This window comes from Clostridium sp. LIBA-8841 (genome assembly GCF_034439435.1).
Taxonomy (GTDB): domain Bacteria; phylum Bacillota; class Clostridia; order Clostridiales; family Clostridiaceae; genus Sarcina.
On the sequence record NZ_JAPCKJ010000004.1, the window covers coordinates 115,250 to 141,131 of the forward strand.

At 26.1% G+C, this 25,882-nt stretch carries 18 protein-coding genes and 1 pseudogene; 1 reads left to right on the forward strand and 18 read right to left on the reverse strand.

The window, feature by feature from the left end; genetic code table 11:
- Positions 1-169 precede the first annotated feature (169 nt).
- The 16 genes and pseudogenes from galE (OIF33_RS11585) to OIF33_RS11660 form a co-directional block, all read right to left on the reverse strand.
- Positions 170-1,186 (reverse strand): UDP-glucose 4-epimerase GalE, encoded by a 1,017-nt coding sequence (gene galE / locus OIF33_RS11585; RefSeq protein WP_322504416.1) that lies wholly within the window; start codon positions 1,184-1,186, stop codon positions 170-172.
- A gap of 290 nt (positions 1,187-1,476) precedes the next feature.
- A pseudogene (locus OIF33_RS11590) lies at positions 1,477-3,201 on the reverse strand (phospho-sugar mutase).
- Between the two features lie 34 nt (positions 3,202-3,235).
- Positions 3,236-4,252, reverse strand: a complete 1,017-nt coding sequence (galE, locus tag OIF33_RS11595) for a UDP-glucose 4-epimerase GalE (protein ID WP_322504417.1) — start codon at positions 4,250-4,252, stop codon at positions 3,236-3,238.
- A gap of 136 nt (positions 4,253-4,388) precedes the next feature.
- Positions 4,389-5,900, reverse strand: a complete 1,512-nt coding sequence (gene murJ, locus OIF33_RS11600; protein WP_322504418.1) for a murein biosynthesis integral membrane protein MurJ — start codon at positions 5,898-5,900, stop codon at positions 4,389-4,391.
- Positions 5,901-5,911: 11 nt separating this feature from the next.
- Positions 5,912-7,051, reverse strand: coding sequence for a glycosyltransferase (locus OIF33_RS11605; RefSeq protein WP_322504419.1), 1,140 nt, complete (start codon positions 7,049-7,051; stop codon positions 5,912-5,914).
- Positions 7,023-8,273 (reverse strand): hypothetical protein, encoded by a 1,251-nt coding sequence (locus tag OIF33_RS11610; RefSeq protein WP_322504420.1) that lies wholly within the window; start codon positions 8,271-8,273, stop codon positions 7,023-7,025. Before OIF33_RS11610 ends, OIF33_RS11605 begins: the two co-directional genes overlap by 29 nt.
- On the reverse strand, positions 8,273-9,196 hold the full coding sequence (locus OIF33_RS11615; protein ID WP_322504421.1) for a glycosyltransferase family A protein: 924 nt from the start codon (positions 9,194-9,196) through the stop codon (positions 8,273-8,275). The genes OIF33_RS11610 and OIF33_RS11615 overlap by 1 nt, the downstream gene beginning before the upstream one ends.
- Positions 9,180-10,022 carry a glycosyltransferase family 2 protein gene (locus OIF33_RS11620; RefSeq protein WP_322504422.1) on the reverse strand — a complete coding sequence of 281 codons (843 nt, stop codon included), beginning with the start codon at positions 10,020-10,022 and terminating at the stop codon, positions 9,180-9,182. The genes OIF33_RS11615 and OIF33_RS11620 overlap by 17 nt, the downstream gene beginning before the upstream one ends.
- A gap of 1 nt (position 10,023) precedes the next feature.
- Positions 10,024-11,238, reverse strand: a complete 1,215-nt coding sequence (locus OIF33_RS11625) for a glycosyltransferase family 4 protein (RefSeq protein ID WP_322504423.1) — start codon at positions 11,236-11,238, stop codon at positions 10,024-10,026.
- A 16-nt stretch (positions 11,239-11,254) separates the two neighbouring features.
- Positions 11,255-11,989, reverse strand: coding sequence for a WecB/TagA/CpsF family glycosyltransferase (locus OIF33_RS11630; protein ID WP_322504424.1), 735 nt, complete (start codon positions 11,987-11,989; stop codon positions 11,255-11,257).
- A gap of 26 nt (positions 11,990-12,015) precedes the next feature.
- Positions 12,016-13,062, reverse strand: coding sequence for a mannose-1-phosphate guanylyltransferase (locus OIF33_RS11635; RefSeq protein ID WP_322504425.1), 1,047 nt, complete (start codon positions 13,060-13,062; stop codon positions 12,016-12,018).
- Between the two features lie 20 nt (positions 13,063-13,082).
- Positions 13,083-13,751 carry a sugar transferase gene (locus OIF33_RS11640; RefSeq protein WP_322504426.1) on the reverse strand — a complete coding sequence of 223 codons (669 nt, stop codon included), beginning with the start codon at positions 13,749-13,751 and terminating at the stop codon, positions 13,083-13,085.
- A gap of 131 nt (positions 13,752-13,882) precedes the next feature.
- Positions 13,883-14,536: a CpsD/CapB family tyrosine-protein kinase gene (locus OIF33_RS11645; protein ID WP_322504427.1), complete on the reverse strand. Its 654-nt coding sequence runs from the start codon at positions 14,534-14,536 to the stop codon at positions 13,883-13,885.
- Positions 14,537-14,547: 11 nt separating this feature from the next.
- Positions 14,548-15,243 carry a YveK family protein gene (locus OIF33_RS11650; protein WP_322504428.1) on the reverse strand — a complete coding sequence of 232 codons (696 nt, stop codon included), beginning with the start codon at positions 15,241-15,243 and terminating at the stop codon, positions 14,548-14,550.
- A gap of 535 nt (positions 15,244-15,778) precedes the next feature.
- On the reverse strand, positions 15,779-18,670 hold the full coding sequence (locus tag OIF33_RS11655; RefSeq protein ID WP_322504429.1) for a hypothetical protein: 2,892 nt from the start codon (positions 18,668-18,670) through the stop codon (positions 15,779-15,781).
- Between the two features lie 364 nt (positions 18,671-19,034).
- Entirely contained in the window at positions 19,035-19,682 is a 648-nt protein-coding gene (locus OIF33_RS11660; protein ID WP_322504430.1) for a sigma-70 family RNA polymerase sigma factor, read from the reverse strand.
- Positions 19,683-20,328: 646 nt separating this feature from the next.
- On the opposite strand from OIF33_RS11660, the gene OIF33_RS11665 reads away from it, so the two are divergent.
- Positions 20,329-23,133, forward strand: coding sequence for a hypothetical protein (locus tag OIF33_RS11665; RefSeq protein ID WP_322504431.1), 2,805 nt, complete (start codon positions 20,329-20,331; stop codon positions 23,131-23,133).
- Positions 23,134-23,151: 18 nt separating this feature from the next.
- Here the strand turns inward: OIF33_RS11665 and OIF33_RS11670 are convergent, their stop codons facing one another.
- Both OIF33_RS11670 and OIF33_RS11675 read right to left on the reverse strand, forming a co-directional pair.
- Positions 23,152-24,219 carry an acyltransferase gene (locus OIF33_RS11670; RefSeq protein WP_322504432.1) on the reverse strand — a complete coding sequence of 356 codons (1,068 nt, stop codon included), beginning with the start codon at positions 24,217-24,219 and terminating at the stop codon, positions 23,152-23,154.
- A 112-nt stretch (positions 24,220-24,331) separates the two neighbouring features.
- Entirely contained in the window at positions 24,332-25,870 is a 1,539-nt protein-coding gene (locus tag OIF33_RS11675; RefSeq protein ID WP_322504433.1) for an oligosaccharide flippase family protein, read from the reverse strand.
- Between the last annotated feature and the right edge of the window lie 12 nt (positions 25,871-25,882).

A 25,882-nucleotide genomic window follows, 5' to 3' on the forward strand; every position in this document is an offset into this window, starting at 1 on the left:
TCTCTTATCCCCTTGTACAATAAAATTTAAAGACTTCAAAATACTTTTTCATGACTCTATTTTAGTAAAACTATTGTAAGTTAATTGTCAAGTTCTATCCTTGATTAATTTAAATACAAAAATATATTTAAATACTTTTAACCTAGATTATTACAACATATGATTAATTCTATCTGAAATTTTTCATTCCAACACATTGCCACTTCCAAAAATCTTTACACATATCTTCTAAGTTTTTCTCTGCTTTCCATCCAAGCTCTTTCTCAGCTTTTGATGGATCTGCAAAGCTAGTGGCAATATCTCCTGCTCTTCTTTCAACTATTTTATAAGGTATTTCCTTACCTGATGCCTTTGAAAAAGCCTCAATTATTTCTAATACAGAATATCCTTGTCCAGTTCCTAAGTTATATGTACTAACTCCTGAACCATCCTCTAACTTTTTCATGGCAGCTACATGTCCTTTTGCTAAATCAACAACATGTATATAATCTCTTACTCCAGTTCCATCTGGAGTGTTGTAGTCATTTCCAAATACTCTTACATAATCTAACTCACCATCAGCTACTTTTGAAACATAAGGCATAAGATTATTTGGTATTCCATTAGGTAACTCACCAATTAACCCACTCTCATGAGCTCCAACTGGATTAAAATATCTAAGAAGTACAATATCCCATGAATTATCTGATACATATATATCTCTTAAAATATCCTCTGTCATTGTCTTACATCTACCATAAGGATTTGTTGCAAATCCTGATTGAAGTCCTTCATGTACAGGCACAATTTCACTTTCTCCATAAACGGTAGCTGAAGAACTAAATATAAACTTCTTAACATTATGATTTCTCATACTTGTTAAAAGATTTAAAGTTCCAATAATATTGTTATTATAATATTCTAAAGGTTTTTCAACTGATTCTCCGACTGCTTTAAGAGAAGCAAAGTGTATAACAGCATCTATTTTTTCATTTTCAAAAATAGTGTCTATGTCTTCAAAATTGACTAAGTCACCTTCATAGAATTTTATTTTTTTACCTGTTATATCTTCAACTATATCTTTAACTTCTTTTCTACTATTTATTAAGTTGTCAATAACAACAACAGAATTATTCTCATCCCCTAATAATTCTATTATCGTATGGCTTCCTATATAGCCAATTCCGCCAGTTAATAATATATTCATTAAAACTTCTCCCTCACCAAAAAATTACATCTAAAATTATATCATAAAATAATTAACTCTTACAAATTAACAATATCTAAAAAATAAAAAGTTGATATTAGTATAACTTTTATTCATAAGAAAGTTATATTATATTTTTTTATCATCTTATTATATATAAAATAAAACAATATTAAATTTATATGCAATATTTTTCAAAAAAATAACATAGCAAATTCAGAGGAGTTAGAACTTGCTATGTCTTTATATTATATGAATAATATCTAATTTTCTTAAATTTAAATATAAAATTAAAGTTCTTTATTTACAATGTCCATTACGGCTTTTTCAAATTTCTCTATTTTTTCATTTGATTCTTTTAGAGTTTTAGCTTCTATAGCTAAATAAATCTTCATTTTCGGCTCTGTTCCTGATGGTCTAATAACAAACCATGAATTATCTTCTAGTATATATTTTAAAACATTAGATTTTGGAAGATTAATTTCTCTTTCTTCCATAGTATCGTTATCTATTTCTTTACTTAATTTATAATCAAATGAAGTTTTAACCTTAACTCCCAAAACCTCTTTAACAGGATTATTTCTTAAAGAATCTATACATTTAGCTATCTTTTCTTGTCCTTCTTTTCCTGCTAATTCTATAGATATAAGTTTTTCTTGCGTATATCCAAACTTTTCATATAACTCTATTAAAGCTTCGTAAAGAGTTAGTACATTTTCTTTATAATATAACGCCATCTCAGCAATTAAAGTTGAAGCTATAACTGCATCCTTATCTCTTACAAAATTTCCTGCTAAATATCCATAGCTTTCTTCTAAACCAAAGATGAAATCATTACTCTTAGTTTTTTCAAACTCTCCTATTTTTTCACCAATATATTTGAATCCAGTTAGTGTATTTATAAGCTCTACACCATAAAAGTCCGCTATATTTTTAACGCCTTCTGTAGTAACTATTGTTTTTATAATAGCTCCCTTTGAAGACAATTTTTCTTCATCTTTTAGTGATTTTAATATATAATCTGCTAAAAGCATTCCTGTTTGGTTTACTGTTAAAACTTTATATTCTCCTGAATTATCCTTAACAACAACCCCTATTCTATCGCAGTCTGGGTCAGTTCCAAAAATTATATCTGGATTTTCAGTTTTAGCCATTTCTAAAGCTAATTTAAATACTGATTTATCCTCTGGATTTGGATATGATGCTGTTGGAAAGTTTCCATCTGGCTTTTCCTGTTCTTTAACAACTTTTAAATTTTCAAATCCAAGTTCATGTAAAACTCTTCTAACCGGTTTATTACCTGAACCATGAATCGGAGTATATATTATTTTTAACTCCTTAGCCTTTTCTTGAACTAAGCTTTTTCTTATAAATAAAGATTTAACATTTTTAATGTAGACTTTGTCCACATTTTCTCCAATATAAGTTAATAACCCTTTATCTAATGCTTCTTTCTCAGACATAGTTTTAACATGTTCAAATATATGTAAAGAATCAATATATCTTATAATTTCTTTAGCTGTTTCGTCAGTTATTTGTCCTCCATCAGCTCCATAAACTTTATATCCATTATATTGTTTTGGGTTATGAGAAGCTGTTATAACTATTCCTCCTGAACATTTAAGCTCTCTCACTGTAAATGAAAGTTCTGGAATTGGTCTTAAATCTTCAAATAAGAAAACCTTTATATTATTAGCAGCAAAAGTTAATGCTGTTGCCTTTGCAAACTCCTTTGACATGTTTCTTGAGTCATAAGCAATAGCTATAGATGGATTTTCAAAGTGTTTTTTTAAATATTGTGAATATCCCTGAGTAGCCTTTTATACAGTGTATATATTCATTCTATTATTACCAGCCCCAATAACTCCTCTTAATCCACCAGTACCAAATTCTAAATCTTTGTAGAATCTATCCTCAATTTCTATTGTATCTGTTAAATTCTTTAATTCTTATTTTATTTTTTTTGAAACCTTAGCTGATTCTATCCACATTTTTAGTCTTTCTAAATGATTCATCTTTAATCCTCCAAGTAAAATTTTTATGCTTGTGCTATTTTAAATTTTTCATTCCTACACATTGCCATTTCCAAAAGTCTTTACACATATCTTCTAAGTTTTTCTCTGCTTTCCATCCAAGCTCCTCTTCAGCTTTTGATGGATCAGCAAAGCTAATAGCAATATCTCCTGATCTTCTTTCAACTATTTTATAAGGTATTTCTTTTTCTGATGCCTTTGAAAAAGCTTCAATTATTTCTAATACAGAATATCCTTGTCCAGTTCCTAAGTTATATGTACTAACTCCTGAACCATCCTCTAACTTTTTCATAGCAGCTACATGTCCTTTGGCTAAATCAACAACATGTATATAATCTCTTATTCCAGTTCCATCTGGAGTGTTATAGTCATTTCCAAATACTCTTACATAGTCTAACTCTCCATCAGCTACTTTTGAAACATAAGGCATAAGATTATTTGGTATTCCATTAGGTAACTCACCAATTAACCCACTTTCATGAGCTCCAACTGGATTAAAATATCTAAGAAGAACAATATCCCATGAATTATCTGATACATATATATCTCTTAACATATCCTCTGTCATTGTCTTACATCTACCATAAGGATTTGTTGCAAAACCTGATTGAAGTCCTTCATGTACAGGCACGATTTCACTTTCTCCATAAACGGTAGCTGAAGAACTAAATATAAACTTCTTAACATTGTGATTTCTCATACTTGTTAAAAGATTTAAGGTTCCAATAATATTGTTATTATAATATTCTAAGGGTTTTTCAACTGATTCTCCGACTGCTTTAAGAGAAGCAAAGTGTATAACAGCATCTATTTTTTCATTTTCAAAAATATTATCTATGTCTTCAAAATTGACTAAGTCACCTTCATAGAATTTTATTTTTTTACCTGTTATATCTTCAACTATATCCTTAACTTCTTTTCTACTATTTATTAAGTTATCAATAACAACAACAGAATTATTTTCATCTTTTAATAGTTCTATTATTGTATGGCTTCCTATATAACCAATTCCACCAGTTAATAATATCTTCATTCTAATTGATCACTCCTATTCAAAAATAATATAAGAACTAGTTCTTAACGTAACTGTAAATCTTTAAAAAGATAAAGAAAAATTTCTACTACAAAAAAATTTATAGCAGAAACTTAATTTATAAAAACATAAATTTTTATTTTTTTCTTATTTTTTCTAAAACAATTTCTTTTATGAAAAATACCTCTTCAACTTTTAATATATATACTAAAATTAAATATGTTAAAATAGCTATTGGACATAAAATAAATAAATTACTTATACCACATTCTAAAAGAATTATTAATTCTATAACCATTATAGTTGATGAGAATATAACTTTAATTAAATTCTTATAAAACTCCTTATTCATAAACTTACCAATTTTTTTTCTCATATCTTTTAACATAAGTCCAGTTGTTACTATTGCAGAAATAGTTGTACCCAAGGCAAGTCCACCTATTCCTAAAATTCTTATAAGCATAATATTTGAAATTATATTGGTTAAAACTCCTATTATTCCATTTTTCATTGGTATAACAGAATCTTGTAATGAATAAAACGCACGGCTTAGTACATCCCGTAGCCCATAAAATATTGTTCCTATTGAGTAAAACATTAATGCTGTTGCTGTCATATTAACAGAATTTGCATCAAATTCTCCTCTTTCAAAAATCAAAGTTATTATTTCTTTATTTAAAATAACAATAAGAAGTATTGCTGGTAACATAACAATTATTATTATTATTATTGATTTTGAAATCAAACCTTTAAATTTTTCTAAATTATCATTAACATAACTAGCCATTATAGGGAATATTACTGTTACTATAGCAGTTATAAAAACAGTATGTATTATTGAATTCAACCTCTGTGCTAAATTTAATGCTGTTATGCTACCTGTTGGTAGATATGATCCTAACATCTTATCTACTACATCATTAATTTGCGCCACTCCACTTCCTATTATTACTGGAATTAATAATTTTATTATCTTTCCTATATATTCATTTTTAATATTAAAATTAAGCTTAAATTTATATTTATATTTTATTAAATATGGTATCTGTATAGCTATTTGCAATGCATTACCTAAAACAGTTATTATTGTTAGTCCTAGCACACCAAAAGTATTTCCTAATAACAAGTATATTATTATTGGTATATTAATGATAATAGACATGTATGCAGTTGCTCTAAAATCATCTAATGTTTGTAATATAGCATTGAATCCTGCAACAATACCCATAAAGAAAATATTGATTATACTAACTTTGGTTAAGGTTACTGTAAGTAAATATCTTTCTCCCGTAAAATTTGGAGCTATTATTCTCACAATTTCATCTGAAAAAGCAAAAGAAATAACGCCTAAAAAAATAGTTAATGCTGATACTAAAGTCATTATGTTATTAGCAAACTCAAACATTTCATCTTTATTTTTCTTCATTAATATCTCAGAAAATATAGGAATAAAAGTGGTAGTTATTCCAACCCCTACTATTCCAAAGACTATGTTAGGAATAGTAATAGCCATATTATATGCATCGGCTTGATAACTTGTACCATAATTACTAGCCATTAATATATCTCTAAGAAAACCTAAAAGTTTTGAAAACAAACTTAAAGCTGTCAATAATGTTACCGATTTTATAACTTTATTATTTTTCATTTTATTCTCCATTATAGTATATTATATATTTTCTCTAGAGTATTATTTAAATCAAAAATACTACTTCTCTCTTTAGCTAATGCTTCATATTTACTTATTAATCTTCTATTAGTATCTATCTCATTTAATATATTAACTAATTCATTTTCATCATTAACTATCACACCAAATTTTCCATTTTCTAAAATTTCAATTGGTCCCGAACAATTTGTTGATACAACCATCTTCCCCAATATTATTGCCTCAGCAACAACTAACGAGAAGCCTTCATTTCTAGAAGCTGAAACCACAACATCTGAATTTTTAATATATTTATATGGATTATCTTTAAAACCAAGAAATCTAACTTTTTTATTGACTTTTAATTCTTCACATAAGTTTTTTAAGTATTTCTTTTTGCTTCCCTCTCCAATTATGTATAAATAATTATTTTCTTTATTTAAATTACTTTTAGTAAATGCTCTTATTAATACATCTTGTCCTTTTTCTTCTTCTAACCTTCCTATATTAGAAATTTTAAAATCCCCTTCTAAGATAATTTTTTCATTTCCTTTTTTAAAAATCTTATCTTTATCTAGAACATTATATATTACTGTTAATTTATTTTTATCTTTAAAATATCTGTTTTCAAATCCTTTAAGAGCATCCTGTGAAACACATACTATCTTTTCAAAATTTAAATAACATTTTTTTTCTTCATCATATGACTTATAATATTTTGTATACCAATTGTATTTACTTACATCTGTATGCACCCAAGCAATTTTCTTTTTCTCATTATCTCCTATAATGTCAACTATCTTAGTTGATAGTCCCTCCATGAATGCTATATAAGTATCATAATCTTCTCCTATAATTGAAATTATTTTATTTTTTATTGTATTTGTTAATAATGACTTAGAAGCTAATAAGAAAAATATTTTTCGTCTTATTTTATTTATAATTGTTTTACTCTTAGAATATTTTAAATTAAATAAATATTTTAATTTTATATTGCTATTAAGCTCCTCTAAATAAACTCCCTCTTTTGAAAATAAAAATAAAGTCAATTCATATTGGTTAAAGTCAAAATTATTTAGCAAAGTTACTAATGTTTTTTCAGCTCCTCCACCATTTAAATTATCAATCACGAATAATATTTTTTTCTTCATTCTTCTCCCCCAAATAGTTATTTAAATTATTGAATAACATTATTATGAAGCAGTATTGAATCATATAATCTCCCATTACAGATATTCCATTATAAATATTTATTATTCCTGTCAAAGCTATAAAGTATATAAATATTTTGAAATGTTTTTTTAAAAACAACTTTATTGCTGGGTACAGAAATAGAGCATACATTACTATGGTTATTATTATTCCGCACTCATATGAAAATATTAAAAATGGATATTCAAAACTTGAAATACTAGTATTCATTATATTTAATAAATATCCGCTATAATCAACACCTTTTCCTAAAAAAGTTGGTTTAGGCAAATATCCCATTTTTATATAGTCAAAAACTTCATTTCTTCCTGAAGAAAAATCTATATTAACTAATCTTGCTAAAACAATTTCCCTAAATACTTTGCTAAGTGCTACTGATACCACAGTTATTACTAAAAAAGTATTAATACATATTTTACCAATTATACTTTTATATATATTAAAATTTATTATTAATAAAGCTAGTAATATTATTATTCCAGCCTTACTACTAGTAATAATAACTCCTACTATACTAACTATAGATATAATAAACATATTTATTTTTTTATTTAAATATTGATATGCTATAGCATTTAATATATAAAATAATATAATCATTTGAGCAACTCTCAGTGGATGCCCATAAAAAGAATAATATCTATATACTCCACTTTGCATAAGTAAGTCACTATTTAATAAACTTTCAAAGTAATTATGAGATGCTAAAAACTTCTGTACTCCAGAATTAGTTATAAAATCAATGACTCCTAAAAAAACTAGAATTCCAACTAGAATATTAATTAATTTAAGAACTAAAAAATATACCTTCTTAAAATCAAACTTATTTAACTTTATTCCAATTAAAAGTAATGGCAACAATACAAATACTTCTTCATAAAAATATCTATCAATTCCATATCCATTAACCCTAAAATTTATAAAAAACAATATTTGTATAAAAATAAATCCATATAATACTTTTAATTCATACATTTTATATTTTAACTTAAATAAAATTGTAAAAAACAATAGTATGTAAACAACATAGTTTACATATCCAATTAGATTACTATCTATTTTTAAAAAATTACATATAATAAATCTTCTAAAAAAGTCAATTATTATAAAAGAAAATATAAAAATTAATATTATATAACTATGACTTTTTAATCTTTTCATTATTTTCTCCTTAAAAGCTTTTTAACTTTTATTTTATTTGATAAAATTATTCCTTCTTTTAAAGCATTTAATTTAGGAATTCCTTTAAGTTTATATTTTTTAGTTATAGAATTAAATTCATTATTTACATAACCATATCTTAAATAATTTTTTATAATCTCTCTCTTATTATCATTACCTATATTTAAATTCAATAACTCTTCAAAATATAATTTGGTTCCATTCCAATTTTCACTCATTATTTCATCATATTTTTTAGTTAATCCATCATCTAAATACTCACATAATGTAAATATTTCATTTACCCATCTTAACTTATTTTTTTCATTCATTATTCTATTATATACTACAGCTTCTGTAAGAAACTTTTCTCCTTTGAATTCTGGAAACCTATAATTCTTAAGAACTTCGTAATCAAAAATTATAGATTTATCTCCTAAAACTTTATAATTATATGTTAAGCCTAATAACGTATCATCTAAAAAATTATCACACGGTATTTTATCACCAATTATAACATTATTATTTATATATCCCTTTAAGCCTCCAATGCCAATAATGTTATAATTATATTCTTTTTTATTAATATTACTCCATAATGTATTTATTTTTTCCAAACTATTTTTTGATAAAATATCATCAGAATCTACTATAAATACCAATCCCTCTTCAACTTTATCAATTGCTATATTCAAAGCAGTATGTTTACCACCATTTTCTTTTTTTATATATTTTATAGCTATAATACCTTCTGATATATATTTATTTACTACTTCTTCTGTGTTGTCTTTACTACCATCATCAACAATAACCCATTGTATATTACTATATTTTTGTTCACATATACTTTTATAAATATTTTTTAAATACTTTCCCCTATTATAGGTTGCAGTAATTATATTTATTTTATTCTCTTTGTTCATATTCTAAATATCCCTTTACTCTATACTTTATTGATTCCATGTAAAATTTTGACTTTTTAGGTTTTATAATACATCCTACTGCTGGTCTAAATAATCTACTTATGAAAAATATAATTAACTTATAATTCTTTCTATAATATATTTCTTTTTTCATTAAAGCACCTAAACCTAAACTATCTTTATTATTATTTTCAATACTTGGGTTATCATCATTTCGAGCTGGATGAAAAACAACTTTATCAGAAAAATAATCTCCTTTATAATCATAATGAAGCAACTTAAAAATCAAATCACTTTCTTCTCCACTACCAAAGTAAGTCCCAGCACCTAACTTCTCATCAAATTTAATGTGTTCTATATTTTTAAATTTAATAAATATAGATATACTAACACAATTTTTCATTATATTATTAAATGCTAACATTTCATTTAAATCACTTGTTTTGCCAAATTTTGCTCCGGTATTCTTATCAACTACTTTGCAGCAATATATTTCTTTATCATTATTATTAAAGTATTGATCTACATTTAGTAAAGTATCTTCATCATATTCACAATCATCATCTGGAAAAGCTATTATATTCCCAGTTACATATTTTATTCCTATATTTCTATTTAAGGATAAACCTTTTTTCTCACTTCTAATATACTTAATTTTTATTTTATCTTTATATTTTTCATAAATTTCTTCCAATAAATAATGAGTATTTTGATCTACAATTATAAGTTCGTAATTAGAGAATTTCTGTTTTTCTAAAGTATTAATAAATGCTTCAACTTCATGGACTCTTCCTACAGTAGCCATTACTAAAGATATTTTATTCATATTATTCTCCCTTTTTTAGAAATTTTAAAATTTTATTTTTTATAGCTTCAAAAGAATACTCATTTTCAAAAACTATTCTTCCATTTCTAGCCAACTTTTCTCTAATTTTAGGATTATTTATATCTTTTAATGAACTTAAAAATTCTTTAGAAGAATCTGCTATTAATATATTTTTTTTATTTTCTATATTTAACCCTTCAGCTCCTATAGTTGTTGATATTACAGGCATTTTTTTAGCAAAAGCTTCTATTATTTTTACTCTAAGGCCACTTCCAAAAAATATTGGCACTATCATACAATCGCATAAATCAAAATATTGATTTAAATCCTCTACAAAACCTAAAATTTCAATATCTTTTCCATTATCATATTGATTTATTTCATCACTTGCACCTTTTCCTACTATATAAAATTTAAAATTCATTTTTTCTTCTCTTAAAATAGGAATAACATTTTTTAAAAACCATAGCACACCTTCATAATTAGGCATCCAGCTCATTGTTCCTAAAAATAATATGTTTAAACATTCTTTTTTTTCATTCAAATTTTCTTTTATGTAGTCTGTAGAGAAAGCTATCGGTATCACCTTTATTTTATTCATCTTAATTCCGATGTTATCTAACTCTTTTTTATCATTTTCTGATAAAGCTATGATCTTATTAACTTTATCTCCAATATTCTTCTCATAATTTTTAAGCTTTAAATATTCTAATCCAAAAAATATTTTTTTAAATATATTCTTTTCTTCTTTAGCTTTTCTTTTCATTATTAAATACTCGCAGTTATGCTCATCTAATATGTAATCTAAATTTTTTAAATTAAAATTTTTTATATTAATAGAAATTTGTAAATGATCTATATATAATTTCTCATATTTATTTTCTTCTATTTTTTTATGTATTAACTGTGAAAAATTTCCACTAAAAAATTTAAGTACTGTTAACGGTAAACTTGTAAATAAACTTTTTAAAGCTAACTTACACATATATTTTTTATTATCATTAGTTGTTATTTTTGATTTGAAAACATCAATATTTTTTGCTACTTCTTTTAAATTTTCGATATACTTCAATTCATTTTCATTTTCATAATAGCAAATTAAATCTATATCATAACTTTCGGATAGTATTTTCAATGTATTATATGTTTTTATTTTTCCACCATTATTTAATGGATAAGGTAATAATGTACTTATAAATAAAATATTTTTCTTCATTTATATCTCCAAATCTTTAATATTTAATAAAAATTTTAAATATTTTAAAATCATCAATTATATATCTTTTAAACATCCTTTTAGGCTCCTTGCATAATCTATAGAACCATTCAAGCCCCATATTTTGCATAATTTTAGGAGCTCTTTTTACATTTCCAGCTTCAAAATCTATGCTAGCCCCTATTGCTAATGAAATTGGTACATTAAGTTGATTTCTATATTTATACAAAAACTTTTCTTGTTTTGGAGCGCCAAGTCCAACTGCTAATATATCTGGTCTTACATTGTTAATAACTTTAATTATTTTTTTTATTTCATCCTCTTTTTCTTCAAATCCATAGCTTGGTGAATACGTTCCTACTATATTAAGCCCTTTATACTTTTCTTTTAAATTTTCAGCTGCTTTAGCTGCAACGCCTTCTGCCGCGCCTAATAAAAATAAACTATACTCTTTTTCAGCAGCTCTTTCACAAAGTTTTGGAAAAAAATCTGATCCTGAAATTTTCTCCTTTATTGGATTCCCTTTTATTTTTGATATCCATATTAATGGCATTCCATCTGTCAAAATCAAATCTGCATTTCTATATACATCTTGAAAGTCCTTATCGGTCTCTAATTTAACTATATGATCAACATTTGGTGTAACAACATAACTTGGCTTTTTATTTAAAATTAGTTTTTCAGCTCTATCTAGTGCTTCGTCCATAGTTAGATTATCAACTTCTATATTAAGAAAATTCATTCTACTCATATCATCAACACTTTCATCATTATTTTTTATAATACTTCTTTATAATCTCTAAGATTATCCATATAATCTTTTTTTACAATAAATATAGCGTCATCTGTTTCAACTGTCATGATATCTTCCACACCAATCATAACAACTTTCTTTTCTTTATTAATAGCCATATTTGATTTTGACTCTATTACCCTTACATTTTCATTTACTATATTATTATTTAAATCTTTTTTTCTGTACCTTTCTACAGATCTCCAAGTTCCAATATCATCCCATCCTATATCACTTGGAATAACTCTTATCTCATCTGCATTTTCCAAAATTGCATAGTCAACTGAAATTGAATCAGTATTTTTATAGTTATTATTTATAAGTTCTTGAAGATTTTCCTCACTAATCTCTTCAATTCCTTTTAACGCTTCATATGTATTTGGTATATGCTCTTTTACTCTATTAATTATGTTATCAACAGTCCATAGGAACATTCCTCCATTCCAAAGATATGAACCATCTAATAAATATTCCTCAGCTTTTTCTTTATCAGGTTTCTCAACAAATTTTTCAACTTTTATTACTTCACTATTATTCACTAAGTTTTGTTCTTCAGTAAATTTAATATATCCATAACCAGTTTCCGCTCTACTTGGAGTCATTCCTAATGTAAGAATTGCACTTTTATGTTCTTTTAAATATTCTTCTCCATCTAAAAGTATTTCTCTAAACCTACCTTCATTACTTATTAAATGATCTGAAGGTAAAACTACCATTGTTGCATTTTTATAATATCTCTTTATAACTAATGCAGATAAAGCTATACATGGTGCTGTATTTCTTCCTTCAGGTTCCACTATAATATTCTTTTCTGGTAATTCTGGAAGCTGTTCTTTTACTAAATCTATATATCTTTCACCAGTACAAACAAATATTCTTTCTATGGGAATTATAGGTTTCACCCTATCTATAGTCATTTGTATCATGGTTTTATCGCCTATAAGTTTTAAAAATTGTTTTGGTTTTTCCTCTGTTGATAAAGGCCAAAATCTTGTCCCCTTCCCTCCAGCCATTATTAATGCACATAACATATACTTTCATCCCCTTTTATCTAACTTGCACTTTTATCTCCAAAAAGCACAAAAAATGTTTTAAAAATTAACTTTAAATCTAACCATAGATTTCTATCATGAACATACTTAACATCAAGCTTCATCCAATCATTAAAATCTATATCATTTCTCCCCATTACTTGCCAATAACATGTTAAACCAGGTTTAACCTCTAGTCTTTCTCTCATCCATGGTTCAAACTGAGATACTTCCTTTTGAAGGCTTGGTCTAGGACCAACTAAGCTCATTTCTCCCTTTAAAACATTTATGAGTTGAGGTAACTCATCTATACTAGTTTTTCTTATGAATCTTCCAACTTTAGTTATTCTAGGATCATTTTTCATTTTAAACATTGGTCCAGACATTTCATTTCGCTCCATAAGTTTAGCTTTTAATTCTTCTGCATTACTAACCATTGATCTAAACTTATACATATTAAATTCTTCACCATACTGGCCTACCCTTTTTTGAGAAAACCAAACAGTTCCTTTTCTATCCTCAATTTTTATAGCTATTGCTACGATTAAAAATAAAGGACTTAATATTATTAATCCGATTCCTGAACCCAAAATATCAATTAATCTTTTACAGAATAAATAATTCTTTTTTCCATGATCTGATAATTGTTCTTTATCTTCATCTGAAATTTTCTCTAAAGATTCATACATTTAACTCTATCCCCCTAACATATTTTATTTTTAACCTAAACACGTTTTCTTTTGCACATTAATTTTTCATATCATAAATAACAACCTAACACTCCTACTTTAGTGAGTGTTAGACTGCTTATGTTTAAATATTAATCTTTTTTATAATAATGATAGTATTTTCCTCTTTGAGATTCTTCTCCATTAAATACTGTTCCTATTATATTAGCCTTAACTGCTTTTAATCCTTTTACTGCTTCAACAACAGCATCTTTTTTTGTATAACCATACTTTACAACTAATATTGTTCCATCAACCTTTGTTGAAAGTATTTTTGAATCTGTTACAGCATTCACTGGTGGCATATCTAATATTATGTAATCATATTTTTCTTTTAATTGTTCTAATAAATGCTCCATCGCTTTAGAAGCAAGCATCTCAGCTGGATTTGGAGGGATTGTCCCAGATGGTAATACATGAAGTCCTGATTCATGCTTATAAACAACCTTACCAAATTCGGTCATACCAATTAAAAACTCTGATAATCCCACAGAATTACTTATTCCAAACTCTTTATGTACAACAGGTTTTCTTAAATCGCAATCTATAAGTATTACTCTCTTTCCATCTTGAGCAAAAGAAAGAGCTAAGTTAGCACTTGTAGTTGATTTTCCTTCCCCTGGCTCTGAACTAGTCATAACAATTGACTTAACAGGATTATCAAAAGATGAATATTGTATGTTTGTTCTTAAAGTTCTATAACTCTCAGCAGCTACTGACTGAGGATTGCTTTCTAGTATTAACATTCTCTTTCCTCCTAAGCATCAAGATTATTATAATCTGGTATTGTTCCTATTATAGGTAAATCTAAAGTCTTTTCTAACTCTTCCCTTGATTTAAATGTATTATCTAAATATTCAAGTAAAAGTACTACTCCTACCCCAACCATAAGGCCTAAAACAAAAGCAATAAGTATGTTAAGCTTCTTGTTTGGACTAACTGGATGCTCTGGAAGCTGTGGTGCTTGTATTATTTGAATATTTCCATTAGGAATAAGTTTTTTAGATTCAGAAATAAATTCATTAGTTATGGCTTCTGTAATCTTTAAAACATCTTCAGGATTTTCTCCCTTATATGTTAAATCTAAAATTTGTGTATCAGCACTTGGAACAACTTGTAAATTATCAAGTAAGCCTTTAACTTGTTTACTATTAAAGTCTAGTCCTGCATTATCTACAGCCTTAGTAACTAAATCTGAAGTCTTGGCAAGTTCTGCATAAGTCTTCATTAATTGTTGATACATCATTACATCATTACTATTGTATGCATTATTATCTTGTGATTCTTGCTTACCAATAAAAAGCTTAGTTGATGCTTCATATTGTGGTTTTATAACAAAAAAACTTAATATTGCTGAGATTAAGGTTGCTCCAATAGTTATTAAAGCTATTAATCTCCATCTTTTCTTTAAAGCATAAGCAATCTCTTGTAAGCTTATAGTATTCTCTTCCATGAACCCTCCTACTTTATTAAATTGTTTTAAGTTTAATTTTAATATTATTTTTTGTTTTATCAACAAACTATCTCACCTAAATATAATATAACAAAATAAAAAATTCATAAAGTGGCTACTAATTCTTGCATTTCTAATTTTTTTCATTTTTTATATTTTTAAAAACTTTTTTTAAAATTAAAATCTATAAAAAACAAAAAAGTATTCCTTTTTATTGAAACTTATTATAATATTAAAATATTTATTAAAATATTTATCAATATTTTTTAATTAATTTTCTATATACTATATTTCTACTATGATTTTTAACTTTTTTATACTTTTTTTAAACATTATTCACTTTAAGAAAACAATTTCATAACCATAAACAATATGACTTTTTTCTACAAAATATTTTTTTGTTAACTTTTTGTTAATTTGTTATCAACACCTTTTTTATCTCAACAAAAGGTATTTATTTACTTATAAAGCAAATAAATACCTTTAGATTACCATTTGTTAATATTTTCTAAATTGGTAATATTTTTAAACTTCATCAAATTTTTATCTCTCCTTTAATCTCCCTAAAAATTTTATTATTAATTAAAATATCCTTCATAAAAGAAAGAACCTTATCTTCATTTAATACTTCATAATCAACATAAAAATTTTCATTTATAATATTCTCTATGCTTTTTCTTCTACTAATAAAGCTCTCTTCTATACTATTAACTCCCTTCTCCCATTTCTCTAAATTATCATCTACTATAAGCCTTTTAACTCCTTCTAGAATCTTCCCAGAAAGACTTTCCATAATAGACATAACTGCTTCCTCAAATTCCTCATTATTAATTTTTTCTTTCACTAATTCAGGATTTAATAAGTATGAAAGTAACTTCTCTTTTATAGTACATTCAAGGATATATTCTGGGCATAAATTCCCTTCAGATCTTCCTTTATAGTTATAAGCTATTTTACTATTAAAACTTTCTAGCTCCTGCCAATTTGATGAGTTAATACGCTTTATAAAGTCCTCTCTAAAAGTTTTATTTAAGTATAATCCCAAGTAAACTAGTTTTTCATATTTATAAGAAGGCTTACTACACTTAAATTCACAAGAAAACTTGCTACTACACCCAATACTCGCTTCTTTTTCTTCCTCAAACTCCCTCATTAATTCCTCAAGATTTCTAACTGTTTCATAAACATTGATTTTATTTTCCTCAAAGGATTTTTTTAAGCTTAAGAATACACTATTTAAATTGGAATCTTCCCTCTCTGCCCCTAGGCTAATTAAATCCTCTATATTCTTTTTATCTTCAGAAGCTCTCTTCTCATCCTTATAAGCAAACTCTCTATTTAAAATAATCTTGTCTAAACTATTTAGTAAAACCACTTTATTAATTAACTTATTCTTATATAATTCTTCTCTTCCCCTAACAAAACTATCGCCAACTCCACTTTCTTTTCCTAGAGAGTTCAAAAGATAATCTAGCTTTCTTATTGCAGCATTCACTCTATAATAATTACTAAAATCATAACCGCTATATTTCTTATCTTCTTTTTCCTCTTTATCTTCTCTACATTTTATATATTCTCTATACTTTCTATATTCTCTATTTTCAAAATAACCTTTTGAGCTTTCATCTTCGATAAAACAAAGCCTACTCTTATTTAAATATCCATTTATTATTAAGTATTTCAATATTTCTTCATTATATATACTATTTTCATTTTCTTCTAAAACCCAAAGTATTCTATGGGAGTTAACCATGTTTTTTCTTACCTCATTAGAAATACTCTTTTCATTATTTAATCCATCTTCATAATAAGATAATATAGTATCCTCAAAGTTTTCTTCCTCATTGACCCATAAAGGCTTGAAGTTTCCCTTTATTCTTATTCCATTAATTAATGGTTTCAATGTTATTTCTCTTAAGTTCTCACCCTCACTTGAAAAGCCCTCCAAAATTCTAAAAAACTTTTCTCTCAAATGCTTATCTGGCTTTTTATTAATTAATTCTAAATCACTAAGATTCTTCTCTAACTTTCCCTTTAAATCTTTTTCATCTTTTCTATAAGATAAACTAAAATAAACAGATGCCATAGAAGATATGTTCTTTAAATCATTTAAACTTAAGTTATTCTTTTCAACATATGATAATTCATGTTCATTAAATGATCTATCTTCATCAAATAACTGATCTTCATCACATAATTTATCTTCATCACATAATCCAGCTCCATCATATAATTCATTCTTATGACATAACCTATCTTTATTAGAAAAATTAACTTCTTTCCCAGATTCTCTATCTAAAATTTTAAGAGTCCAATTTATACCCTTTCCAAGATTCTTAGCTTCTTCAATAAACTTCTTTAATATATTAACTCTCTTATGTTCTACTTCTTTAAGGATATCTTCAATTAAGATATTAAACCTTTTAGAAAACTCTTTATCCTCTTTAGTTAAAAATTTATAGTAAGCTTCCTTTATTAATTCATCCTTATTATCCCCATAAATAAAATTTGCCTTCTTATTAATATTACAAAATCCTATCCATGAATCCTTAGCTAAGCTTTTAATTTTTTCTGTTATTTTACTATATAGTGAATGAGTTTCTTCCTTAATATATGCAAAATCACTTCCTGATTTAAAATCATAAAATAATAGATTAAAACTATTTTCTCCATGTCTTCCTTCAGTTAAATTTCTGAATATGCTTAACTTGCTTTCTTCATTTGTCTCATCATTGGAGTAAAGGCCATGTTTGTTATTTAACTTTTCACTTAAAAGCAAAGCTTCTATTGAATAATATAGATTCTTTTTAAGTTCATATACTAAGGCTTCTTTTGATAAAAATGTACATACGAATTCAAGCTCATTTGATTTATTACAAACATGTGCTTCAAAACTTCCTTCCATATTAATTCTTCTATTCACTTCTAAAAAATTTGTTTTTACTGATCCTATGTATTGAGACAATATTCTTTTTATAGATTTATTTCCTCTTCCTATTAATTGAATCTTCTTCTCCTTATACTCTGATGTTTTATTTAATAATAAATTTTTGTCATCTTCTCCTCTACTTTTTAAAGGAATATACTTTTCTAATATATCTCCTTTAAAATCATCATATAATCCATTTTTAAAAATAGTATTATCAAAAATAATATCAACAGCCTTTTTACTATACATTGTCTTACATTTTAAATACCCATTAAAATCACCATAACACTCCTTGTTATTTATAATACTTTTAATTTCATCAACTATCTCTTTGGCCTTATGATAATCTTTTCCTACATCAGCACCTAAACTCTTAGTAATGGACTTTACATTGCTCTTACTATCCACCAGTAATGGATGCTTGAAATTAACAGTAAAAACTCCTCTATTTTTAGGTTCTAATAAAGAAACACTTCTTTCCTTTTCTAATCTACTCATAAATTCACCTATTCCCTCAAATTAAACTTAAATTTCAAAATAATATTTAACATAGTTTATTTTTCTTTAACTTAAGGCTCTGTTTTAGAGAATATTGCTTTTAAGATATTCCTACGGTTCTATCTAAAAAGCAACACTAATTTAAAACATAGCCTAACTTAATTATATTAAATAAACTTAATTCATTTTATACACCACTAGCGTTTTTAATAATAAGTTTAAATATTGAAGAAATAAAAAGATGATATATCAAAAACTACTTAAAATAAAACTTATACCCTTTCCCCTAGGATTATTAAATAATCTAATAGTTTATAGGTTTTATTCTTTTTCACTTTGACATATCATCTAAAAAGTAAATTATCTATTTATAATCTTTCATTGCTTCTCTAATCTTTTTTAATAAGCTATCTTTTCTATGTCTAACCTTCCCATAAGTCATTTCATCTCTATGCTCTTCATAATATTTTTGTAGATTTCCTCTGTCCTTATGAACATATAATATGAATTCTCTATCACTTTTAGGTAATGACCCCAATACTTTTATTAAAGCTCTTATTCTTTCCTTTTCTATATACTCATCCTCTATCGAAACTTTATCTTCAAGAGTATCCTTAATAATAACTCCAGATCTAGTAGGTTCTTCTAAGCTTGAAAAGTTTTCATTATTATCCTTTTTTCTCCCCATTGTTCCAAGCTTATTTTTAACATTAGTACTTACAAAAAATATAAAATCTGAACCAAAATCTCCATCAAACTTATGAACTGACTCAATAACAACACATCTAGAAATCTGCTCTAAATCCTCAAGAGCATAACCATTTAAAAAGAATCTAGACGCATGCTTATGAATTAATCCTTCATATAACCCTATGATTTCTGCCATAGCATCCTTATCCCCATCCTTTGCTCTTAAAATAAGTTCATTGATTGCAACTTTATTTCCTTTCTTTGCATTTTCTCTAAGCCAAACTAACCTCTTGTTTCTTAACTCACTTGCTCTTCTTTCCATAACTCATACTCTCCCCTAACATAATACCTATCATTTTCTTAATTTTAAAATCTCTCAAACCAAAAATTCATCTGATAACTACTACCAATAAAATTCTAATTTCCACAAACAAAAATTTTACTTTCCTAGAGTATTTAACTTTAAACTTAGAAATCCTATCATTCCAAATCAATATTTATCAGTTATGTTATTTAAAACTATTTACCACAAGTTATTTTACATAACTTATACTGTTATGTTATTTATTGTAAATTAATTTTATCATTATAAATTCTAAAACTCAATAAAAAAACTTATTATTTTCTATATTTTTACAATAAATACATAAATGAAACAGCTTATTCTTTTGCTAGTAAAAGTAAAGAAAATAAAAATACTCTCCTCACTAAACAATTCTTTTATTAAGTAAACTAAACCCTACATTTGTAGTGATAAATAAGTCTTCACTATATAAATATGAATTAAAGTGAGAATGAGCTGTGAAAATTAGAAATAAAAAAGATATTTATTTTTAAATGACATAATAAATAACTTGTTTAAATATTAATAATTGGTAGAACAACTTAAATTCCTATTTAATAAACTATTATTAGAAAAACTTATTAAATTTTATCCCTCAATATATAAATAAAGGAGACTTCTTTTTATGAAAAAATGTGATAAAAAATCTAGCTTTAACCTTTTAAAATTTTTAATTGCTCCCCTATTCCTTTCTGGAGCATACGGGATATATTCGTCTTCTTTAAATACTCCATTAAGTAGTGTTAATCCTAACGAAGTTCCCTATATTTCAACCTATTATATAAAACCTGTAGTAACTCCAAGTGAAGATGTAATCATAGACTTTTATATAACAGACTACAACCACACTGAATATGTTGAAGAAACTTTTGATTATACTTTCACTGTTACAGTTAAAATAGATGGAAAAGATGATATCGTAATGAAAGACTTAAAAGGTGGAGATCATTCAGTAAACCTTGGAAAATTCGCAAATTTAGGTGAACAAAAATTCTCAATAATAGCTACTGACCAGTATGGAAGAAACTCTCATGAACTTTTTAACTTTTTCCTAGTAAAAAATACTGAAATTCCAAAACCAAAATGTGAATGTGAGTTCTCTTGTAAATTTAAAGCTCCTCATGATTGCACAGCAGAAACAGTTTACTCTGGAAAATGTGAATGTGATTATGTTTGTAAATGTGAAAATTCTACAGAAAACCAAGCTTTAATTAATGAATATATAATGACCGAAGCTGATTTAATAAAATATAACATTAAAAATACAGATAATTATGAAGTAAAAGATGTAAAAACTCTAAATATAACAAACCCAACCTCTACAACAGTAAAAGCTGCTCTTGAAGAAGCCGCAAAAAGCATAATTCCATCACCTAAGACTTATACTTGTATCATTGCAGACACAAAAGGTACTGGAGAACCTGGTCAATGGTGGGGAGAAACCATAGTAAAATATGCACCTGATTATAATAAAAATGCTGTTATGGAAGAATCTAAAAATACAAGACTTGGATTACAAAAGTTTTTAGATGACAAAAAAGCAGAAGGATTTAATAAAGTTACTCTTTTAAAAGGAGTTTACAGAATAGACCACTTAGAGCCAATATATATACCAACAGATTTTACTATTGATATGAATGGTGCTACCTTTAAACAAAATCAATTTACTGGTGATAGAGCTTTAATGGTTGATTTAAATAACACCTTTGATTCACACGTAATAAATGGAATTATAGAAGGAGATTATTATAGTCACGACTATGCTAACTCACCTAATAGTTCAGAATGGGTTCATGGCATAAGTATAGGTGGAGAAAGCAAATATAGCTCCTTTGAAAACCTAGTTGTAAAAGATATAACTGGATATGGTGGAACTAATGGAATCGCTAATTCAAGAGATAAATCTCTTGGTTACACTTATATTTATCCTAAAAAAATTGATGATGCTTTTACTCTTGGAGATGTAGATAGAAGTAACGGTGAAGCTATTGCTTCTGATAGTAGAACTACTTCAAATTTCATAGATATAACTGGATATGGAGATATTGGTTATTTAAGTATTAGTAGATATTTAGGTTATCAAGGTAATTCAGCATCTACTTGGAATTTGATATCTCACTTCTATGATGAGAATAAAAAGTTCCTAAAATCAGTTGATGGATACCAATATAGGAGAATTAGCGTTCCTAAAGATGCTAAATTCATGAAAGTAACATTACTAAGTACAGATAAACCAACGGACCTTTCAGTTCAACTTTTTAGAGTACCAACTCACTGTGCATTTAAAAATGTAGAATTTCAAAACTGTAGAGCTGTTGGCTTAGCTCCTGCTGCTATGAAAGATATGTTAGTAGAAAACTGTGAATTTACAAAATCAGGACAATCACTAGCTAAATGTGCCTTTGATGCAGAAGATGGTTGGGACTTAATGCAAGATGCGACCTTTAGAGGACTTAATTTTTATGATAATCCTTATAATGAATTTTTAACAGCTGCTGGTCATAATTTTATTATTGAAGAAATGAAGGGTGGCAAATTATATTTTTGGGAAAGAACAAATTCCTATATAGTACGAAATTCAAAAGGATTAACAGATGCTAATTTAGGACATGGAAACAAACTAAGAACCGGCTATAGCCGATTCTATAGTAATACTATTAATGGAGGTATCAAAATTGGATATGTAGATAATGATAATTGGAAACTTGTTGTTAAAAATTCTATAATTAAAAAGAGTGCTGAAAATAAGATTGGTACTGGACTATATCTTAGATGTGATATCGGAGACTCAACCCCTCAACCGGGCATTTATTCATCATTATCTATTGGTAATTTTAAAGATTGTTATATTCATGATAAGTCAAAAGAAAACCATGGTGGAATTTATGAAAACTGCAAATTAGAAAATGTTTCTGGTAATCTTCATGGAACTTTTGTTTTAAACAATTGCACACTTTCTAACTGGAATTGTAATGCTGGATACTATGATGCAAGTTACAATATTAAAAATTCTAAAATAACAAACTTCAAAATCCAATTCCCATACTGGTATAAAGGTGCTAATATCTCTTTAGAGAATTGCACAATAAACAATACTGACTTTTTATTGAAACTTCCTCATTATGCAATGAAAAAAGATATAGTATTAAGAAATAATATAATTAATTCAAATAGTACTATAGGACTTTTTAACTTCTATGATGATAGAACTGGTGGAAGTGCTGGAGATTTAGTTCCTCAAGAAGACTTAATTCTAGATTCAAACACTATAAACCTTCCTAATTCATCCTATGTAGTGATAGGGCTTACAGATAAAACACTTAATAATATAAATCTATTATCAATAAATAACACCCTTTCTCCACAAACTTTACAACTATGCGATCCTAAAGCAAAACAAAATCCAAATTTAAAAATTGAAGAGAAATAAAAAAATGCTATGGCAAATTTACTTTGCCATAGCATTATTCTTATTTAAATATTTATCCAAAACCTTATTTATAGGCTTTTCTATTAATTTAATAATATATGAGCTAACTAGGCATAAAATTATTAGCCATGAAAATATGAAAAAACTGTATTTAGGTGCAAAAACTAATTCTTTAAAATAAATCATATAAAAGAACATATGAATTAACCACATATTTGTTGAATGATTACTTAAGTAATCCAATAAATTATTAACCCATCTAGGTTTGTCTATAATATTAAAAATACATATAAACACTACTCCAGTAAATACTGCCACAAATAAACTCTCTACAAACCCATGAGCTATAATCATTAAAAATATTACTGAAATTCCCAAGGCATTTTTATACTTTATTTTCTTCGAAATATTATATAGCTTAGAATAAATCCTTCTATAAGCAAATACTCCTCCAATAAAAAAAGGAAGTTGTGATGTTCCAAAGAGTGCTAATTGCCTGATTGCCCAATTTAACATTTCATTTTCTAACATTATTATCCCTTTTATTCTTTGTATATATGCTAAAAAATAAAATATAAATGAAATTATTAGAATTCCATAAACATTATGCTTCTTAATAATATTATTTATACAAGGTGATACTAAAACTAATATTATATATGTAGTTAAAAACCACCAAGCTCCATTATAACCTGGAGATATTGCTGTAAAAGTTAGCAAAAATGTTTTCAAACTACCTGGATACTCATTACTTTTCCCAGTTATAAATCCTAAAACTACTACAAAAATAAATAATATAATCCAAAAATTAATATACAACTTAAAAATTCTTATTAAATTTTTTCTTAAATATTCTTGTCTATTATTTTCATAACTTATCATCAATCCATATCCACTACAAAAGCAATATATCACTACACAACAATCTCCAAATAAAGCCAAATAATATACCAGTGGGACATCACCAATAAATATTAAAGGTGTGTACAATCCTTCATAGGATTTAATGCAAAATAAGTGTAATAATAACATAAATAATATTGCTATACCCTTTGTTATTTTAATTTGCTCCCTACTTAATTCCATAACATCTCCTATTATCTTGTTATTCAATTCTTTATTTTATAAAAATTTATAATATTTTCTAATATCTTTTTCTTGTTATTTAACTCTTATTTTAATTATATATAAGTAAAATTTATAAATCTATCTTATAAAGTCTTGTATTCTTTATTTGATTCTTAATAGAGGACCATAAATACTGAAATTCTTTTGTTCTAAGAAATAATATACAATAAACTATATTAGGAATAATTACACATATACTTCCTCTAATTATCAATGATATAAAACTATATCCATTAACTACAAAATTACATATATTAGTTGTTAAATATCCCACTAATAACATTATTATTAAATAAACTAAATATGTAACAAAATATTTGCTTACTGATTTTTTGAATAATTCTTTATAGACTATTCTTGGTTGGTTCCAAAAAGGAACAATAAGTGTACTTATTGTTGTTCCTAAAAAAACACCTACTAGTCCTAAGTATTTTATTAGTATTAGTGACATTACCAAGTTTACTATTCCCTCTAAAACAGGCATGTATTTATCTTGTACAAATAATCCTGCTTTACTTTTATATGTTCCTATAACACTTCTCATACCATTAATATAAAAATTAATCAATATTACTGAAAATACAAACTCATTTAGTAAATATCCTTCTCCAATCCACCAGTTTATAAACGGCTCTAGTAAATTATATAAAAATATAGTTGCAAAAGAGTATATCCAAAAGCTTATGAAAAATGTAGTTTTAAATATCTCATAAACCTTTTCTTCATTTTCTGTTGCAATTAAATTTCCAATACCAGCACCTATCCCCCCGATTATTGGAGATAGCAATCCAGATAATTGTCCTATAATCATAGTATAATTTGAATATAATCCTACTGTTGAAACATTTATAAATGAAGATATTAAAATATTATCTGTACTAAAAACAAGATATCCTCCAATGTTATGTAAGAACATAGCTCTCACATTTTTATTTATGTTATTTTTAGTTTCTGAATCTATAGAATAATTATATTTAGAATTTACATATGGATACATTTCTTTAACTACTTTTGTATTAACAAGGTTCTGAATTGCAAATATTAACAATTCTACAAACAAAAAAAGCAAATAATTTTGTGTTATCATAAGCACTATGATTTTTGAAATAGTTGTTACTATCTGAAAAATCAAATTATTTCTAGTTAAAACATATCCCTTTTGATCCGCATTTATCAAGGCCCATTTGTATGCATTTAAATATGAAACTACATTTTTAAGCACAAATATACCATAAACTAATAATAATCCTGATATTTGTTTCTCTGTTTTCATTACTTTTCCTAATAGAGGATATAATGTAACACTAACTCCAATAATTATAAAAGCTAATACTTTATATGCCTTCTTATATAAAGTAACCAATGCTGTTATTTTTTCCTTATTACCTTCGGCTAAAGGCTTATATAAATTATAGACTATACTTATACCAATACCACTTTCAATCAAGACCATCATTGATAATACGTTTGTTAATAATCCGTTTATTCCTAAATATTCTGTTCCTAAGTTATCTATAAATACTTTTCTTGATATAAAACCCAATATTATAATTACAATTTGAGCCATTAAACTCATAGAAATATTTTTAACTGCATTTTTTGTTCTCATTTTAACCTCTCT

What these genes read in the sequence shown, in the direction of transcription:
- galE (WP_322504416.1), bottom strand. Translation starts at nt 1,186, where the DNA reads ATGAATATATTATTAACTGGCGGAATTGGCTATATAGGAAGCCATACG.
- galE (WP_322504417.1), bottom strand. Translation starts at nt 4,252, where the DNA reads ATGAAGATATTATTAACTGGTGGAATTGGTTATATAGGAAGCCATACA.
- murJ (WP_322504418.1), bottom strand. Translation starts at nt 5,900, where the DNA reads ATGAAAAATAATAAAGTTATAAAATCGGTAACATTATTGACAGCTTTA.
- OIF33_RS11605 (WP_322504419.1), bottom strand. Translation starts at nt 7,051, where the DNA reads ATGAAGAAAAAAATATTATTCGTGATTGATAATTTAAATGGTGGAGGA.
- OIF33_RS11610 (WP_322504420.1), bottom strand. Translation starts at nt 8,273, where the DNA reads ATGAAAAGATTAAAAAGTCATAGTTATATAATATTAATTTTTATATTT.
- OIF33_RS11615 (WP_322504421.1), bottom strand. Translation starts at nt 9,196, where the DNA reads ATGAACAAAGAGAATAAAATAAATATAATTACTGCAACCTATAATAGG.
- OIF33_RS11620 (WP_322504422.1), bottom strand. Translation starts at nt 10,022, where the DNA reads ATGAATAAAATATCTTTAGTAATGGCTACTGTAGGAAGAGTCCATGAA.
- OIF33_RS11625 (WP_322504423.1), bottom strand. Translation starts at nt 11,238, where the DNA reads ATGAAGAAAAATATTTTATTTATAAGTACATTATTACCTTATCCATTA.
- OIF33_RS11630 (WP_322504424.1), bottom strand. Translation starts at nt 11,989, where the DNA reads ATGAGTAGAATGAATTTTCTTAATATAGAAGTTGATAATCTAACTATG.
- OIF33_RS11635 (WP_322504425.1), bottom strand. Translation starts at nt 13,062, where the DNA reads ATGTTATGTGCATTAATAATGGCTGGAGGGAAGGGGACAAGATTTTGG.
- OIF33_RS11640 (WP_322504426.1), bottom strand. Translation starts at nt 13,751, where the DNA reads ATGTATGAATCTTTAGAGAAAATTTCAGATGAAGATAAAGAACAATTA.
- OIF33_RS11645 (WP_322504427.1), bottom strand. Translation starts at nt 14,536, where the DNA reads ATGTTAATACTAGAAAGCAATCCTCAGTCAGTAGCTGCTGAGAGTTAT.
- OIF33_RS11650 (WP_322504428.1), bottom strand. Translation starts at nt 15,243, where the DNA reads ATGGAAGAGAATACTATAAGCTTACAAGAGATTGCTTATGCTTTAAAG.
- OIF33_RS11655 (WP_322504429.1), bottom strand. Translation starts at nt 18,670, where the DNA reads ATGAGTAGATTAGAAAAGGAAAGAAGTGTTTCTTTATTAGAACCTAAA.
- OIF33_RS11660 (WP_322504430.1), bottom strand. Translation starts at nt 19,682, where the DNA reads ATGGAAAGAAGAGCAAGTGAGTTAAGAAACAAGAGGTTAGTTTGGCTT.
- OIF33_RS11665 (WP_322504431.1), top strand. Translation starts at nt 20,329, where the DNA reads ATGAAAAAATGTGATAAAAAATCTAGCTTTAACCTTTTAAAATTTTTA.
- OIF33_RS11670 (WP_322504432.1), bottom strand. Translation starts at nt 24,219, where the DNA reads ATGGAATTAAGTAGGGAGCAAATTAAAATAACAAAGGGTATAGCAATA.
- OIF33_RS11675 (WP_322504433.1), bottom strand. Translation starts at nt 25,870, where the DNA reads ATGAGAACAAAAAATGCAGTTAAAAATATTTCTATGAGTTTAATGGCT.